The following is a 15,479-nucleotide window of genomic DNA, read 5'->3' as shown; positions in this document are numbered from 1 at the left end:
TTTATAGAAATAAGCGTTCAATTTTCTGGATCGCCTGGGGCAGGCAACCAACCACAACCCGGTCACCGGCTGTAATTTCAAAATCCCCCAGGGCGATCATACCCAGACCGTTTCTTATAACCCCGCCGATGATGGCATTTCTTGGAAAATCGAGGTCGCGAATGACTTGCCCGTTCATTCTCGATTCTGGTTTTACCTCAAATTCAAGTATTTCGGCATTGAGGTTGTTTAGTCGTGTAAGTGCCACTACTTCCCCCTTTCTTACATACCGAAAGATATTGTTGGCTGCCAGAAGTTTTTTATTGATCAGTGTATCGATACCTATTGATTGCGACAACTGAAAGTAGTCCATATTTTCAACCAGGGCTATCGTCTTTTTTATATTCTTAGATTTAGCCACCAGACAAGACATAATATTGGTCTCTGAATTACCGGTCACCGCTATAAAGGCATCCATCGATTCCAGGCTTTCCTCTTCCAGCAATTCCACATTCCTGCCATCCCCGTTGATGACCAGGGCGTTGGGCAGAATATCGGCAAGATCGAATGCTTTTTCCTTGTTCTTCTCGATTAGTTTTACATTGAATTTCTTCCCACAAAGATCGCGGGCTGCTTTAAAACCAACCTTGCTACCCCCCAGGATCATGACATTTTTCATCGCCTCCTTCTTCTTCCCGGTAAGCTTGTACAATTCATCAACTCCCTTTCGGTCGGTAATGAAATATACCTGATCATCGGCTTTAAACACCGAATCCCCCCTGGGGATCAGGGTAAATTGTGTTCCACTACGCTGCATGGCGATGGGCATAAAATGCAGTTCAGGGAAAATAGAAGCCGCTTCCTTCACCGATTTTCCCACAAAGGGTGCGCTTTTGGGCAGGGAAACCCCCACCATGATCAAGGCACCATCCTCAAACTCGTAAGTGTCGTGGAAAGCCGACTGATGTAAAAGAAGTTGTATTTCTGAAGCAGCTAATTCCTCGGGAGAAATGAGTTCATCTATCCCCAGTTCAGAGAATTTGATCATTTCCCGATGATCCAGAAATTCAGTATTCGAAATTCTGGCTATGGTCTTTTTACACCCCATTTGCTTGGCTAACATACAGAGTGTAATGTTGGTCGTTTCCGAAGAAGTGACCCCAATTACGAGATCTGAGCCCTCAACCCTAGCCTCCTGGAGAATAGATACGGAAGTAGCATCCCCTCTTAACACCCTAATATCCAAGTGGTTGTCGGCATATATAAGGCTTTCCTTATGAGTATCGATTAAGGTGATATCCTGTGATTCATAGGAAAGTAGCTTCGCTAAATGGAACCCTACTTCGCCAGCTCCAGCAATGATAATCTTCATAAGAAAATAAGATCTTTAAACATATTATACAGATCGTCTAGGAAGTTCTATTTTGATCTATAATCCACGGCACTTACCTAAGGAAGAGTTGCATGGTTTGCGAGGCAAAATTACACATTTTTATTGCAAACCTGTATATAGGGAGTTGAGATTCTGATATGAAGGCATACTTCTTCTCATTGCCAGCTGTTATACTTCAACTATATGCTATCTTTGCAGGAAAATTGCTGTAATGCCAAGGAATGTAACACCATACAAAGATTCATCACAGGGCAAGAAGGAGCAGGTAACCACTATGTTCGATGCCATTTCTGGTGAATACGACGGTTTGAACAGGGTTATTTCCTTCGGGATCGACGTGAAATGGCGTAAAAAGGTTGTCGGGATATTAAAGACAAAATCTCCCGATAAAATCCTGGACATTGCCACCGGTACTGGAGACCTCGCTATCAATCTGGTGGAAACCGGAGCTTCCAGAATTGTTGGTCTCGACATTTCAAAAGGAATGCTGGAGGTTGGAAAAACAAAAGTTGTTCGCAAAAAATTAGAAGGAAAAGTAGAAATGATAGTTGGTGACAGTGAAAATCTCCAATTTGAAGATAATAGTTTTGATGCCGTTACAGTAGCTTTCGGGGTTCGCAATTTTGAAAATCTGGAGAAGGGCCTGGCCGAGATCTACAGGGTCCTGAAACCAGAGGGCACTCTGGTGATCCTGGAAACTTCGGTGCCAACGAAAACACCGTTTAAACAAGGTTACAAGTTCTATTCCAAATATGTTCTGCCAACTATCGGTAAAATCTTCTCCAAAGACAGATCGGCATATCAGTATTTAAGTGATTCTGCTTCGGTATTTCCCCATGGCCGCGAATTCAACAATATTTTAGGGAAAATCGGGTTTATAGGTATGGAGAATAAGCCCCAGACATTTGGGGTAGCCTCTATTTATATCGCCTCGAAGTAAATTTATGAGAAGATTCACCATTCTACTGGCACTATTCCTTTGTACATCGGGTTACGGAGTATTTGCACAGTTCAATGAAAGACCCATCCTCAACCTGGAAAATGAAGATAAGGCCTTGTTGAACTGGGGGTATTTCCTCGGCTTTAATCAATATGATTTTAAGTTTGAATACACCAATGACCTCCAGGACATACTGGTTAATAAGACCATAGGTTTTAATGTTGGCCTCATCGGTGAATTACGCTTGCACGAACACCTTGATCTTCGTTTTGAACCGGGCCTTTACTACGGCACAAGAACGCTTGGATTCCCTGGTTTTTCAGAAGAAAATGATGCTATCAGAGAGGTGAAATCGACCTACATTAACTTTCCCCTTTTACTGAAAGCAAGTACCAAGAGAATCGGAAACTGGAAACCCTTCCTCGTAGGAGGATTTTCGGCCTCTCTCAACCTGGGCAGCAATGAGGACAGCCTTGATGACAATAGCAGCGGAACGTTTAGAATGAAAAGTCAGGTTTTTAATTACGAACTTGGATTTGGGATCGATTTTTACACCGAATATTTTAAATTCTCACCCTCCATACGGGGTGTATTTGCCATAACCGATGAACTGGTTCCCGATAATGATCCATCGAGTCCCTGGACGGCTAATATCGATGCCTTACGCACACGCGGAGTTTTCGTAAACTTCACTTTTGAGTAGATCAGCTATCCTTTCTTCGCAATTCACTTAAAAATACGGCAGTTGCCGTAGCCACATTAAGACTTTCAGTTGTACTTTTCCCAAATTGAGGGATACTTACCTTTTTCTCCATTACTTCACACACTTCGTCTGAAATTCCATGGGCCTCATTCCCCATAACCAGAATCCCACTTGTCGGCCAGTTGAGTCCATAGACATTTTCTCCTTCCATATCCGCTCCATAAACCGGTAAACCTGATTTTATTAACAGGGGTTCCAGGGGTGTATAAATAATATTTACACGGGCGATGGACCCCATAGTTGCCTGCAGAACTTTAGGATTATAGCAATCTACAGTATCTTCCGAACACAACAGTTGCCGAATTCCGAACCAATCGCAAAGTCGAATAATGGTTCCCAGGTTCCCCGGATCTTTTACTCCGTCCAGAGCGATTGTCCATTCCTCCATGACCGCTTCAGGAGCTCTAGGAATCCGAAAAACTGCCAGTACCTTGTTAGGCGTTTTGAGTCCGCTCATCCTTTTGAGATCCGATTCACCGATTCTCTCAAATGAGGAGAATTCGGAAGGCAGCAGTTCCGGCTGAGTAGTATAGACCCCTTCAGACTCCAGATCGGTTTTTAATAACTCATTAACCAGTTTAACTCCCTCGGCCACGAACAGGCCATTTGCCTTTCGGTACTTTTTTAGTTGTAAGCTTTTTATAAACTTTAATTGACTTTTACCAACCATCCAAATAATGTATTTTTGGTACTTATGAATACCCCCTTTCCTCTTAAAGGCATCGCCGCTAAAATAGGTATCTTCCTGCTTATCGCGCTGCTTTCCTCCTGTAATACATTAAAAAGGGTTGGGGAAGACGAACTTTTACTCACAAAAAATACGATTCTCGTCGATGGTGTAAAGGTCCTGGACGAAGATATTAAAAGTCTTATCGTTCAGAAACCCAATACCCGTGTTTTGGGGTATCCACTGCGCCTTAATCTCTACAATTTGGCTAAAAAGGACCCAGATTCCACCTTCCAGGCATGGCTGCACAAAAAACCCGGAAGGGAAGATCGACTAGCCAATCTCTTGTCTCAAAAACAGGTCGACGCTTTGGGGGAATCATTTTTCGTCAAAGGTTACAGCGAATGGTTAAAGAAAATTGGAGAGGCACCGGTGGTTATCGATACTTCCAGAGTAAGAAAAACGCTTCAGAGATTGAATTCTTATTATGGGAGTAAGGGATATTTCAACAATTCAACAACCTTTAAAATCAGGGAAGAAAAAAGAGAGCAAAGGGCAGCAATCGATTATGAAGTTACACTGGGAAAACCCTTTTATATCGATTCGTTATCCCGAAATATTGCCTCTCCGGCAATCGATTCTTTATATCAGCGCACCAGGGAGAATTCCTTTATCAAGGAAAAGAAGCAATTCGATCTGACCGATTTTAACAACGAAAGACAAAGGCTTACCGAGTTGTTCCGGAATTCGGGTGTATATAATTTCCAGGAGAGCTCCATCACCTATGATATTCTTCGCGATACTACTGAGATAAGGGACGATCAGCAGATGAACGTAGAACTCAATATAGATAACCTGCGAAAACGAAGTGATACGGCGATAACCACTTCAGAATATAAGGTATTTTCTTTCGAAAAAATTAATATTTATGCCGATTACGAATTTGGAGATGAGACAGAAACGCTGCAATCTACCGAATTTGAGAATTACACAATTTACTTTAAAGAAAAATTAAGGTACAAACCCAAGGCTCTCACCGATGCCATTTTTTTTGAGAAGGACAGTTTATACAGAGATCTGGACAGGCTCAGAACCTATAGGCAGATCACCAACCTCAACACCTTTAAATATCCCAATATCCAGATTCTCGAAGACAGTACACAGACCAAACTCATTTCTAATATTTTTTTAACAGCAAGACCAAAATATTCCCTGAGCCTTAACCTGGATATTACGCACTCCAACATTCAACGCCTGGGAATCGGGTTTAGCAGTTCCCTTATTACCAGAAATGTATTCGGGGGTGCAGAAACTTTAAGTCTGTCTGCACGGGGGACTTTTGGTCTTTTAAGTGACACTTCCCTTCCCGAGGATTTTTTCTCGGAAGTCGGAGCTGATATCAACCTTACCTTTCCCAGGATTTGGTTCCCCTTGCTGAATACCAAGCGAATTATCCCTAATTTTATGCTTCCAAAAACCAGTATTTCTGCGGGTACCAGCTTCCAGAAAAATATAGGTTTGGACAAGCAGACTCTTAATTCTATTCTAAGGTATGGCTGGGTTCCGAATACCTTTAAAAGGAATTCACTTGAATTGTTAAATATCCTCTATGTGAGGAATGTTAACCCGGATCGATTTTTTAATGTTTATACCAGTACATATGAGTCACTCGATGACATCGCCGACAATTATGAGGACGATCCAACTTTGGCCGAATTCTTCGAATCTTCAAATGATCCGGATGATCCTAACCTGATCATCCCTGAAGGAACAACCGGTTTTACCCAGGCAGTCCTCGACGGGACCATAACGACGGATACCGATGATTTCATCGATGTGAGCCGGATTGAAGAACGCAGAGACCGACTCACAGAAAACAACCTGATATTTTCGAGCAATTACACCTTTACAAAGAATAATAAGGGGGGAATCAACGATAATAGTTTCTACCAGTTCAGAATGAATCTGGAAAGTGCTGGAAACCTCCTGTCTGGCTTGTCATATGTGATTCCCTTCAATCAAAATGACAATGACAATCTGCTGGTTTTTGGCGTTCCCTATTCCCAGTATGTAAAAACTGAATTTGATTTTATCAAGCATTGGGATCTCAGCAGGTCGAACGTTCTCGCATTCCGAAGTTTCCTTGGGGTCGCCATTCCATATGGCAACTCTGAAAGTGTTCCTTTTGTGCGAAGTTACTTCGCAGGTGGCTCAAATGACAACCGGGCATGGTTTCCGTATTCCCTGGGTCCTGGCAGTTCAAGTGACATAAACGACTTTAATGAAGCAAATCTGAAAATGGCCTTTAATCTGGAATACCGTTTTCCGATCGTGGGAAATATAAAGGGCGCACTGTTTGCAGATGCTGGTAATATCTGGAATGTATGGGACAATGTTGATGATCCCGCGAAGACTTTCAGCGGATTCGAATCCCTTGCCGATATTGCCCTGGGGACAGGTTTTGGTCTTCGGTACGATTTTACCTATTTTGTATTCCGGGTCGACACCGGATTTAAAACTTACAATCCCGCTGAAGTGCAATCAAAAAGATGGTTCAGGGATTATAATTTTGGTAATGCGGTCATACAAATAGGAATCAATTATCCCTTTTAGACCTAATTATTTTATTACTTTTGCCCGAGTAGGTTAACAGATAAATCAAACTAAAAACTATGTCCCACAATATAAAACCGGGTGTCGCCACGGGCGATGAAGTTCAGAAAATCTTTGCATATGCAAAAGAAAAAGGATTTGCGCTACCCGCCGTCAATGTAACCGGTTCAAACACCGTAAATGCTGTTCTGGAAACTGCTGCAGCCCTTAATTCTCCTGTGATTATACAGTTCTCGAATGGAGGCTCACAATTTAATGCAGGGAAAGGACTTTCCAATGATGGTCAGCAAGCAGCCATCAAAGGTGCAATTGCAGGAGCCAGACATATTCACGAACTGGCAGAAGCTTATGGTGCTACGGTAATCCTTCATACCGATCACTGCGCAAAAAAATTACTCCCCTGGATTGATGGTCTTCTGGATGCCAGCGAGGTTCACTTTAAGGCAACAGGAAAATCTCTCTTCAGTTCGCATATGATCGACCTATCAGAGGAGCCCCTCGAAGAGAATATTGCCATTTGCAAGGAATATCTTGCCCGAATGAGCAAGATGAATATGACTCTGGAGATTGAACTCGGGATAACAGGTGGAGAAGAAGATGGAGTAGACAACACCGACGTTGATGACTCCAAACTCTATACACAACCCGAAGAAGTGGCTTACGCATACGAAGAATTGTCTAAAGTGAGCCATAGATTTACGGTTGCAGCGGCCTTTGGAAATGTACATGGCGTTTACAAACCAGGCAACGTAAAACTCACTCCTAAGATCTTAAAGAATTCTCAGGAATACATCACAAAAAAATACAATGTGGAACACAACCATATCGACTTTGTCTTCCATGGTGGATCGGGATCTACAGTGGAGGAAATCAGAGAAGCTATTGGTTATGGTGTAATCAAAATGAATATTGATACCGACCTTCAGTACGCCTTTATGGAAGGGATTCGTGATTACTTCAAGGGGAAAGAAGGGTATCTACAATCTCAGATTGGAAATCCGGACGGAGATGATCAACCTAATAAAAAGTATTACGATCCACGGGTGTGGCTTCGCGAAGGTGAAAAGACATTTGTAGAGCGTCTGAAAAAGGCTTTCGAAGATCTCAACAATGTGAATACTCTATAACTTTAAGGTAGTTCTGATATTAAAAAAGAAGCGACTATGACGGCTTGGTTTAAACGGAAAGAGAAAGGGATACAGACCGCTACGGAGCAGAAGAAAGACACTCCCAAAGGACTTTGGTATAAATCACCTACGGGAAAGATCGTTGAGTACGAAGAGCTCGCAAAGAATTTTTATGTGAGTCCGGAAGACGACTACCACGTAAGGATAGGAAGTAAAGAATACTTCGAGATATTGTTTGATGACAATAAGTTCACTGAACTCGATTCCAAATTGAGCTCCAAGGATCCCCTGAAATTTGAAGACACAAAGAAATACGCAGATCGCCTCAAAGCTGCACAGAAAAAAACCGGTTTAAAAGATGCTGTACGAACAGCCATCGGAAAATCCAAAGGAAAAGACCTGGTTGTGGCTTGTATGGATTTCAGTTTTATAGGAGGTTCTATGGGAAGTGTTGTTGGAGAAAAGATTGCAAGGGGTATCGATATGGCCATTAAGAAGAAAGTACCTTTTGTGATGATTTCCAAATCGGGGGGAGCACGGATGATGGAAGCCGCTCTTTCATTAATGCAACTTGCCAAAACTTCTGCAAAACTCGCACAGCTAGCGGAAGCAAAGCTCCCTTATGTTTCTCTTTGTACTGATCCTACAACAGGAGGAACTACAGCTTCCTATGCCATGTTGGGGGACATCAATATTTCAGAACCTGGCGCACTGATAGGGTTTGCAGGCCCTCGGGTTGTGAAAGAAGCAACGGGAAAAGACCTGCCCAAGGATTTCCAGACAGCCGAATTCGTCAAGGAACACGGCTTCCTGGATTTTATTGTCCACCGCAGCGAACTAAAAGATAAGATCAATCTCTATCTTGACCTGATACAAAATAATCCGGTACGATAAAAAAAAGCCCTGAATCATCAGGGCTTTTTCTTTCGTTGATCTTAGTTTAAGAATCTTCGGAGGAAGATCTCTTTGCTGCTTCCATCAGGATAGGTAAGTAGTCCCTTAGCATCACAGCTTCCATCTCCAAAGTCGAGACTAGCCGTTGCATCATTTCTTGAAATATTCAATATTCCGCTTACAATGAATCGGCATGCCAATTCTCTTCTCAGAGGAGTAACAGTCTCTTTTACAAAGACATTCCCCATAGGTCCGGTAAAAGTACCTTTTCCGGAAATCAGGTAAACATTATCTCCCCAGAAGCCAGTACCGTATCCTTCAATCCATTCTCTGGTTCTTTCACCTGTAAAACTAGCGGTATCGCCATTAGGCCAGGTTGCAGAGAAACTGGCGTCGGCATCAGACTGAGGATTTCCCTCCTCATTGGCTCTCATTCTAAGAATAGATGCCGAGCCTTCAATGGCAACACTGTTAAAGGTAAAATTCTCCAGTGACAGACTCAGGGTCTTTGTAGCCATTTCCATGTCCTTGGCATAACTGAGGTAAATGATCCCACTCAGCACATTTCCATTAGGCAATTCACACCCTTCCCCGAAATCAATGGTGCGTTCTTTTGTAGTTGAAGTAATTACAGTGGTAATGGTCACACAGTCTGGAAGAAAATCTGAATTATACGAAAATTTGGAAGTGGCAAGGACTTCATCAGCCATATACACGTCTTCCGCAATATTCATAACTTCTTCTGAGATCATTTCTGTTTCATCACTGACCTTCAGTTCGGCCACTTCAAAGGTTTCTTGTTCCACAAATGGAGTTGATTCCTCCTTGTCACAGGAAATCAATAAGGTTGTTGCCAGTAGCACAACACCTGCATAGTTCAATGTTTTGAGACTCTTTTTCATAATGTAGTTTTTAAAGATTACCCATCTAAGACCAATTTCTTTAAGAAAGGTTTAACGTATGACCAAAAAATATTTCCACACAGCTCTTATTATTAAATTATTACTATCTTTGCGCCTCGATTGAAAATCAATCAGATACATAAAAATCATTAAATAAAATATTGGCATGTATTTAACCAAAGAAGTGAAGAAAGACATCTTCAAAAAGTACGGAGGGGACGAAAGTAACACGGGTGCAACAGAGGCTCAGATCGCCTTATTTACCCATAGGATAAATCACCTTACCGGGCATTTAAAAAACAACCAGAAAGATTTTAATACAGAAAGATCTCTGGTGAGATTAGTGGGAAAAAGAAGAAGCCTTCTCGATTACCTCAAAAAGAAAGATATTGAAAAATATCGCGAATTAATCAAAGATCTGAATATCAGAAAATAATGGAAATGGGGAAGTTAAGCTTTCCCATTTTTTCATTTTCAGGGTCCTGAAAAGGGCTACATTAAAAAGCTTACACTCGGTTTTTCATTGGTCCACAACACAACAACACAACTTCGGCCGACCATGAGGGCGGCAGAGACCATTGTTTAACATTCCTGAAGAAACAGGATTAACTAAAAACTATGATTCCAAAGACATTTAAAGAGGTCATTGACCTTGGTGACGGCAGAACTATTTCTATCGAAACCGGAAAACTTGCAAAACAGGCACACGGTTCTGTTGTCGTTCAATCGGGTAAATGCATGTTATTGTGCACCGTAGTATCCAATTACAAAGCGTCTGACGTAGACTTTCTGCCTCTTACAGTTGATTATCGCGAAAAATTCGCAGCCTCCGGACGATATCCTGGGGGGTTCTTTAAAAGAGAAGCCAGACCCAGCGATGGAGAAGTTCTCACCATGCGCCTGGTAGACAGGGTATTAAGACCCTTGTTTCCCAAAGACTACCATGCGGAAACGCAGGTAATGATCCAGCTGATGTCTCATGATGATGATGTTATGCCCGACGCTATGGCCGGATTGGCCGCTTCTGCTGCAATACAGTTATCCGACTTCCCTTTTGAATGCGCCATCTCAGAAGTACGCGTAGGAAGAGTTGACGGGAAATTCATTATCAACCCTACCAGAGCACAGCTCGAAGAATCCGACTTAGACATGGTCATCGGGGCTTCAGAAGATTCTGTGATGATGGTAGAAGGAGAAATGGGAGAAATCTCCGAAGAGGAAATGGTTGAGGCCATTAAATTTGCCCATGAAGCGATAAAGGAACAAGTTGCTGCTCAGAAGCGACTTGCCGACGCTTTTGGCAGGAAAGAAGTAAGAGAATACGATCAGGAAGATGAAGATGAAGCGCTGGCTAAGAAAATCCATGACATGGCTTATGACAAAGTATATGCCATCGCCAAAGCAGGTTCTTCTAAACACGAACGAAGTACCGCATTCTCTGAGATCAAAGAAGAGATAAAATCATCCTTTTCCGAAGAAGAACAGGAGGAAAAAGGTGATTTGATCAAAAAATACTATTACAAAGCGGAAAAAGCAGCCGTCAGGGATCTTACCCTTAACGAGGGACTTCGGTTAGACGGACGTAAGACGGACGAAATCAGACCCATTTGGTGTGAGGTGGATTACCTGCCTTCAACTCATGGTTCTGCCATTTTCACACGAGGAGAAACTCAGGCTCTCGCTACTGTAACCCTGGGAACTTCAAGGGAGGCGAATCAAATTGATATGCCCTCCTATGAAGGCGAAGAAACATTCTACCTTCATTATAACTTCCCGCCTTTCTCTACAGGAGAAGCCAGGCCAATCAGAGGTACCTCAAGAAGGGAAGTAGGACATGGTAACCTCGCACAACGTGCACTAAAGAGAATGATCCCTCTGGATTGTCCTTATACTGTACGTGTGGTTTCAGAGGTGTTGGAAAGTAACGGTTCGTCTTCTATGGCGACCGTTTGTTCCGGGACCATGGCACTTATGGATGCCGGGGTACAGTTGAAAAAACCAGTATCAGGGATCGCCATGGGTCTGATCACTGATACAGAATCTGGAAAATACGCAGTACTGTCTGATATTCTGGGAGACGAGGATCACCTGGGAGATATGGACTTTAAAGTAACCGGAACTGAGGATGGTATTACCGCATGTCAGATGGATATAAAGGTAAAAGGTCTTTCTTACGAGATTCTCGTAAAAGCATTGAAACAAGCCAGAGATGGAAGGTTACATATACTATCTAAATTAACTGAGACCATTGCAGCACCTAATAGTGATGTAAAACCTCATGCCCCAAAAATGGTTACCGCTACTATTCCTGGAGAATATATCGGTGCTTTGATAGGGCCAGGAGGAAAAGTGATCCAGGAATTACAGAAAAGTACAGGGACCACCATTGTAATTAATGAAGACCCTGTTACCGAAGAAGGCTTAGTTGAAATCCTTGGAACTGACCAGGCCGGAATAGACGCTGTTTTAGCAAAAATTGATTCTATAACGTTTAAACCGAAAGTAGGAAGCGTTTACGAGGTTAAAGTAATCAAAATGCTCGATTTTGGGGCCGTAGTAGAATATGCAGAAGCTCCGGGGAACGAAGTCCTTTTACATGTATCAGAACTGGCATGGGAACGGACAGAAAACGTTTCCGATGTGGTAAATATGGGCGATGTGTTCGACATTAAATACCTCGGTATAGATCCGCGTACCAAAAAAGATAAGGTTTCCAGGAAAGCATTACTTCCCAAACCTGAAGGTTACGTAGAAAGACCTCCAAGAAATGACAGGAGAGATCGCGGTGACCGAAATGACAGAGGACAAAGAAGACCCTCAAGACAGCGAAGAGACTAATCTTTCGCCCTAAGAAGCTTAAACCCCGGCATTTTGTCGGGGTTTTTTGATTTTTTTAACATTTTATTGAAAATTTTCTTACCTAATTGTAACATTCTCTCTTTTTATACGTATAAGTATATGCAGTACATGCAATAAACCCTAAATTGAAAGGAACCTATTAGATGAGACAGTTAAAGATTACAAAACAGGTGACCAACCGTGAAACGGCCTCACTTGACAAATACTTACAGGAAATTGGTAAGGTAGATTTGATCACGGCTGATGAAGAAGTGGAGTTGGCACAACGTATCAAGGCAGGCGATCAAACCGCCCTTGAGAAACTGACAAAGGCCAACCTCAGGTTTGTCGTTTCTGTGGCAAAACAATACCAGAACCAGGGTCTTACACTCCCTGATTTGATCAACGAGGGGAACCTGGGCCTGATCAAAGCAGCACAACGTTTTGATGAAACCCGTGGTTTTAAGTTTATTTCCTACGCCGTTTGGTGGATTCGCCAGTCGATCCTTCAGGCTTTGGCTGAACAATCGCGGATTGTACGCCTTCCTTTGAATAAGATCGGCTCTATAAATAAGATTAATAAAACCTTCGCATTTCTCGAGCAGGCACACGAAAGAGTGCCATCTGCCGAAGAAATTGCAAAGGAACTCGATATGACTGTGGAGGATGTAAAGCAATCTCTGAAGAATTCAGGAAGGCACGTCTCCATGGATGCTCCTCTGATTGACGGGGAAGATTCTAACCTCTACGATGTATTGCGCAGCGGAGAGTCGCCAAATCCCGATAAGGATTTATTGCATGAATCTTTGAGAACGGAAATCGAAAGAGCCCTGGAAACACTAACGCCCAGAGAAGCTGATGTTATCAGACTATACTTTGGCCTGGCAGGGCAACATTCTATGACCCTCGAGGAGATTGGTGAGACCTTTGACCTCACCAGGGAACGTGTCAGACAGATCAAAGAAAAGGCAATTCGAAGGTTGAAACACACCTCCAGAAGTAAGATACTGAAGACCTACCTGGGGTAATATTCCCCGGGGGCAAGAACACGGATGTCCAGTCCTTAAATTGGAATACTGGAGATTTTAGTGTATTTTGCAAAAGATAACAACAGTGTATCATGACTGTTCGTTTTTTGATTGATGAATAAACTCCGGCTGATTACCGGAGTTTTTCATTTCATACATTCGCCAACCTAATACCGATTTAAATGTCTGTAAATTCCATTAAAAAGGAGAAAATAATTGCAATCCCAACCCTTATGAAGCGACTTCTGCTAGTTTGTGGTGGTATTTTATCTATGCACCTGATTACATCCTGTAAGCAGGAAAACGCATATATCCCGGCAACACCTCCCCCCTTCATTACTCCTCTAGGCAAGGTTTATCAACGAAATATAGCCAGTGGTAAGGCACTGGAAGATTTCCAGCAAGCAAGAATTGCCTATTTAAAAGATACCACCGATGTAGACCTTCTCATATGGTATGGCAGAAGGACCGCCTATCTGGGAAACTACGAAGATGCCATAGCCGTCTATTCAAATGGTATCAGGAGGTTTCCTGAAGATGCCCGACTCTACAGGCATAGAGGCCACAGATATATCTCAATAAGGGAATTTGATAAAGCCATCGCCGACCTGGAAAAGGGAGCAGAACTTATTCATGGCACCGAAAATGTAATAGAACCCGACGGGATGCCCAATGCAATGAATATCCCCGTTAGCACACTTCACGGCAACATTTGGTACCACCTGGGGCTTGCCTATTACCTCAAACACGATTATAATAATGCCTACAGGGCATATCTCAATTGCCGTGAAAGCGGATCCAACCCTGATAACCTCGTATCGAGTACCCACTGGTTGTATATGATACAGCGCCGTCTCGGAAACAAAACTCTGGCAGATAGTCTTTTAATCCCAATTAAAACTGGATTGGAGGTGATTGAAAACACAAATTATTATGATCTCTGCAAGTTTTACAAGGGCCTGATCCCCGTAGATTCCCTCACAAAAGCCAAAGAAATGTCTGCTGCCTCAGATGCTGTGTCCTACGGCCTTGCAAATTGGTATTATCATGAGGGGATGGGAGAAGAAGCCATTGAAATATGGCTAGATATCACCGAACGTGACAGCTGGACTTCCTTTGGTTACATTGCTGCTGAAAGCGATCTCAGTAATATCACCATCAGAAAATGAGACCACATTATCTCCGAATAACAAGGGTTTGTTTACTTTTACACTTATAAAAATCTGTTGATCGATGAATGATGTTAAAATTGCCCCTTCCCTCCTGGCCGCAGACTTCGGAAATCTGCAGAGGGATGTTGAATTGGTCAATGAGAGTGAAGCCGCATGGCATCACCTCGATATCATGGACGGACTTTTTGTCCCCAATATATCTTACGGAATGCCTGTAATTAAAACAATCGCTGAACACGCTACAAAGCCTCTGGACACCCATCTCATGATTGTTGATCCTGACCGATATATCCAAACTTTTGCAGATCTCGGGGTGTATATGCTAACGGTACATTATGAAGCTTGTCCTCATCTGCACAGGACAATCCAGGCCATAAAGGCCGCAGGAATGAAAAGCGGTGTTGCGCTAAATCCCCATACCGATGTCTCATTACTGGAAAATGTGTTGAATGATCTTGACCTGGTACTTGTGATGAGTGTAAATCCCGGTTTTGGAGGTCAGTCTTTTATTCACAGGACCTATGAAAAGATCAGAAGACTTCGGAAGATGATCAAACAGCAGGAAGCGTCGGCTCTTATTGAAGTGGATGGCGGGGTAAATCTTGAAAATGCCCCCAAACTCATTGAGGCCGGGGCCGATGTTCTTGTAGCAGGGAGTTCGGTATTTAAGTCCGAAGATCCCAAAAAGACAATCGCAGAACTGGCAGCTACCACCTTTTCCTAAAACATGGAAAGATAATATTTCAAAAGGTCCGTTGTAGTCACTATTCCAACTACCTCTCCATCATCAACTACGGGTAAGGAGTGATATTTGCGCTTCACCAGTAATTCCGTGGCATCCCGCACTGTTTCTTTAGAACTGATCGATTCAGGGGTGCGAACCATTAGTTGGTTAATGGAAAACATTTCGTATATCTCCGACTTTACATTGTCTTCTTCCCGAAAGGCACCGTCTGCAAAACTCAATCGCAGCAGATCGTTCATACTGAGCATCCCGACAATCTTTTTGTTGTCCGTGACGGGCATATGTCTGATGTTGTTTTTCTTGAACAAATGTTCCGCTCTGTCTAGTCCGTCCTTTATATCAACCGAAATAATATTCTTGGTCATTATAGTTGAGATGGGTATGTCTATAGAAATGGTCATGATGAATTGTTTTAGTT

14 protein-coding genes are annotated in these 15,479 nt (G+C 42.7%); 10 read left to right on the top strand and 4 right to left on the bottom strand.

Annotation, left to right across the window (positions count from 1 at the left end; genetic code table 11):
* Nucleotide 1 precedes the first annotated feature (1 nt).
* Nucleotides 2–1,351, bottom strand: coding sequence for a Trk system potassium transporter TrkA (trkA, locus tag AB8P51_RS02095; protein ID WP_369747114.1), 1,350 nt, complete (start codon nucleotides 1,349–1,351; stop codon nucleotides 2–4).
* Between the two features lie 232 nt (nucleotides 1,352–1,583).
* On the opposite strand from trkA, the gene ubiE reads away from it, so the two are divergent.
* On the top strand, nucleotides 1,584–2,312 hold the full coding sequence (gene ubiE, locus AB8P51_RS02090) for a bifunctional demethylmenaquinone methyltransferase/2-methoxy-6-polyprenyl-1,4-benzoquinol methylase UbiE (RefSeq protein ID WP_369747113.1): 729 nt from the start codon (nucleotides 1,584–1,586) through the stop codon (nucleotides 2,310–2,312).
* A gap of 4 nt (nucleotides 2,313–2,316) precedes the next feature.
* Nucleotides 2,317–3,015, top strand: coding sequence for a porin family protein (locus tag AB8P51_RS02085; RefSeq protein WP_369747112.1), 699 nt, complete (start codon nucleotides 2,317–2,319; stop codon nucleotides 3,013–3,015).
* A gap of 1 nt (nucleotide 3,016) precedes the next feature.
* Here AB8P51_RS02085 and AB8P51_RS02080 read toward each other — a convergent pair whose 3' ends face one another.
* A complete protein-coding gene (locus AB8P51_RS02080) occupies nucleotides 3,017–3,745 on the bottom strand; it encodes a TrmH family RNA methyltransferase (RefSeq protein ID WP_369747111.1) in 729 nt (242 codons plus the stop codon).
* A 24-nt stretch (nucleotides 3,746–3,769) separates the two neighbouring features.
* On the opposite strand from AB8P51_RS02080, the gene AB8P51_RS02075 reads away from it, so the two are divergent.
* The 3 genes from AB8P51_RS02075 to accD are packed head-to-tail and all read left to right on the top strand — an operon-like array spanning nucleotide 3,770 to nucleotide 8,376.
* On the top strand, nucleotides 3,770–6,355 hold the full coding sequence (locus AB8P51_RS02075; protein WP_369747110.1) for a BamA/TamA family outer membrane protein: 2,586 nt from the start codon (nucleotides 3,770–3,772) through the stop codon (nucleotides 6,353–6,355).
* A gap of 59 nt (nucleotides 6,356–6,414) precedes the next feature.
* The gene (gene fbaA / locus AB8P51_RS02070; protein ID WP_369747109.1) at nucleotides 6,415–7,482 is read left to right on the top strand and encodes a class II fructose-bisphosphate aldolase; all 1,068 of its coding nucleotides are present in this window, start codon (nucleotides 6,415–6,417) and stop codon (nucleotides 7,480–7,482) included.
* A gap of 36 nt (nucleotides 7,483–7,518) precedes the next feature.
* Nucleotides 7,519–8,376, top strand: coding sequence for an acetyl-CoA carboxylase, carboxyltransferase subunit beta (gene accD / locus AB8P51_RS02065; protein WP_369747108.1), 858 nt, complete (start codon nucleotides 7,519–7,521; stop codon nucleotides 8,374–8,376).
* Between the two features lie 41 nt (nucleotides 8,377–8,417).
* On the opposite strand, the gene AB8P51_RS02060 is transcribed toward accD, so the two are convergent.
* Complete coding sequence (locus AB8P51_RS02060; RefSeq protein WP_369747107.1) at nucleotides 8,418–9,278, bottom strand: hypothetical protein; 861 nt, start codon at nucleotides 9,276–9,278, stop codon at nucleotides 8,418–8,420.
* A gap of 166 nt (nucleotides 9,279–9,444) precedes the next feature.
* Between AB8P51_RS02060 and rpsO the strand changes: the two genes are divergently transcribed.
* The 5 genes from rpsO (at nucleotide 9,445) to rpe (ending at nucleotide 15,040) form a co-directional block, all read left to right on the top strand.
* Nucleotides 9,445–9,714, top strand: a complete 270-nt coding sequence (gene rpsO, locus AB8P51_RS02055) for a 30S ribosomal protein S15 (protein ID WP_369747106.1) — start codon at nucleotides 9,445–9,447, stop codon at nucleotides 9,712–9,714.
* A gap of 182 nt (nucleotides 9,715–9,896) precedes the next feature.
* Nucleotides 9,897–12,116 carry a polyribonucleotide nucleotidyltransferase gene (locus AB8P51_RS02050; protein WP_369747105.1) on the top strand — a complete coding sequence of 740 codons (2,220 nt, stop codon included), beginning with the start codon at nucleotides 9,897–9,899 and terminating at the stop codon, nucleotides 12,114–12,116.
* 164 nt (nucleotides 12,117–12,280) lie between these two features.
* On the top strand, nucleotides 12,281–13,144 hold the full coding sequence (locus tag AB8P51_RS02045; RefSeq protein WP_266011705.1) for an RNA polymerase sigma factor RpoD/SigA: 864 nt from the start codon (nucleotides 12,281–12,283) through the stop codon (nucleotides 13,142–13,144).
* Nucleotides 13,145–13,326: 182 nt separating this feature from the next.
* On the top strand, nucleotides 13,327–14,313 hold the full coding sequence (locus tag AB8P51_RS02040; RefSeq protein WP_369747104.1) for a hypothetical protein: 987 nt from the start codon (nucleotides 13,327–13,329) through the stop codon (nucleotides 14,311–14,313).
* 64 nt (nucleotides 14,314–14,377) lie between these two features.
* The gene (gene rpe / locus AB8P51_RS02035) at nucleotides 14,378–15,040 is read left to right on the top strand and encodes a ribulose-phosphate 3-epimerase (protein WP_369747103.1); all 663 of its coding nucleotides are present in this window, start codon (nucleotides 14,378–14,380) and stop codon (nucleotides 15,038–15,040) included.
* Here rpe and AB8P51_RS02030 read toward each other — a convergent pair.
* The gene (locus AB8P51_RS02030; RefSeq protein ID WP_369747102.1) at nucleotides 15,037–15,462 is read right to left on the bottom strand and encodes a CBS domain-containing protein; all 426 of its coding nucleotides are present in this window, start codon (nucleotides 15,460–15,462) and stop codon (nucleotides 15,037–15,039) included. The two genes, rpe and AB8P51_RS02030, sit on opposite strands and share 4 nt — an antisense overlap.
* Nucleotides 15,463–15,479: the final 17 nt, after the last annotated feature.

The organism is Muriicola sp. SD30, assembly GCF_041205185.1.
Classification (GTDB): domain Bacteria; phylum Bacteroidota; class Bacteroidia; order Flavobacteriales; family Flavobacteriaceae; genus Muriicola.
The sequence above is the reverse complement of the archived record's forward strand: the minus strand, read 5'-3'. Positions and strand labels throughout refer to the sequence as shown.

Bases quoted from the DNA above. Each gene is read 5' to 3' on its own strand.
- trkA (WP_369747114.1), bottom strand. From the start codon at position 1,351: ATGAAGATTATCATTGCTGGAGCTGGCGAAGTAGGGTTCCATTTAGCG.
- ubiE (WP_369747113.1), top strand. From the start codon at position 1,584: ATGCCAAGGAATGTAACACCATACAAAGATTCATCACAGGGCAAGAAG.
- AB8P51_RS02085 (WP_369747112.1), top strand. From the start codon at position 2,317: ATGAGAAGATTCACCATTCTACTGGCACTATTCCTTTGTACATCGGGT.
- AB8P51_RS02080 (WP_369747111.1), bottom strand. From the start codon at position 3,745: ATGGTTGGTAAAAGTCAATTAAAGTTTATAAAAAGCTTACAACTAAAA.
- AB8P51_RS02075 (WP_369747110.1), top strand. From the start codon at position 3,770: ATGAATACCCCCTTTCCTCTTAAAGGCATCGCCGCTAAAATAGGTATC.
- fbaA (WP_369747109.1), top strand. From the start codon at position 6,415: ATGTCCCACAATATAAAACCGGGTGTCGCCACGGGCGATGAAGTTCAG.
- accD (WP_369747108.1), top strand. From the start codon at position 7,519: ATGACGGCTTGGTTTAAACGGAAAGAGAAAGGGATACAGACCGCTACG.
- AB8P51_RS02060 (WP_369747107.1), bottom strand. From the start codon at position 9,278: ATGAAAAAGAGTCTCAAAACATTGAACTATGCAGGTGTTGTGCTACTG.
- rpsO (WP_369747106.1), top strand. From the start codon at position 9,445: ATGTATTTAACCAAAGAAGTGAAGAAAGACATCTTCAAAAAGTACGGA.
- AB8P51_RS02050 (WP_369747105.1), top strand. From the start codon at position 9,897: ATGATTCCAAAGACATTTAAAGAGGTCATTGACCTTGGTGACGGCAGA.
- AB8P51_RS02045 (WP_266011705.1), top strand. From the start codon at position 12,281: ATGAGACAGTTAAAGATTACAAAACAGGTGACCAACCGTGAAACGGCC.
- AB8P51_RS02040 (WP_369747104.1), top strand. From the start codon at position 13,327: ATGTCTGTAAATTCCATTAAAAAGGAGAAAATAATTGCAATCCCAACC.
- rpe (WP_369747103.1), top strand. From the start codon at position 14,378: ATGAATGATGTTAAAATTGCCCCTTCCCTCCTGGCCGCAGACTTCGGA.
- AB8P51_RS02030 (WP_369747102.1), bottom strand. From the start codon at position 15,462: ATGACCATTTCTATAGACATACCCATCTCAACTATAATGACCAAGAAT.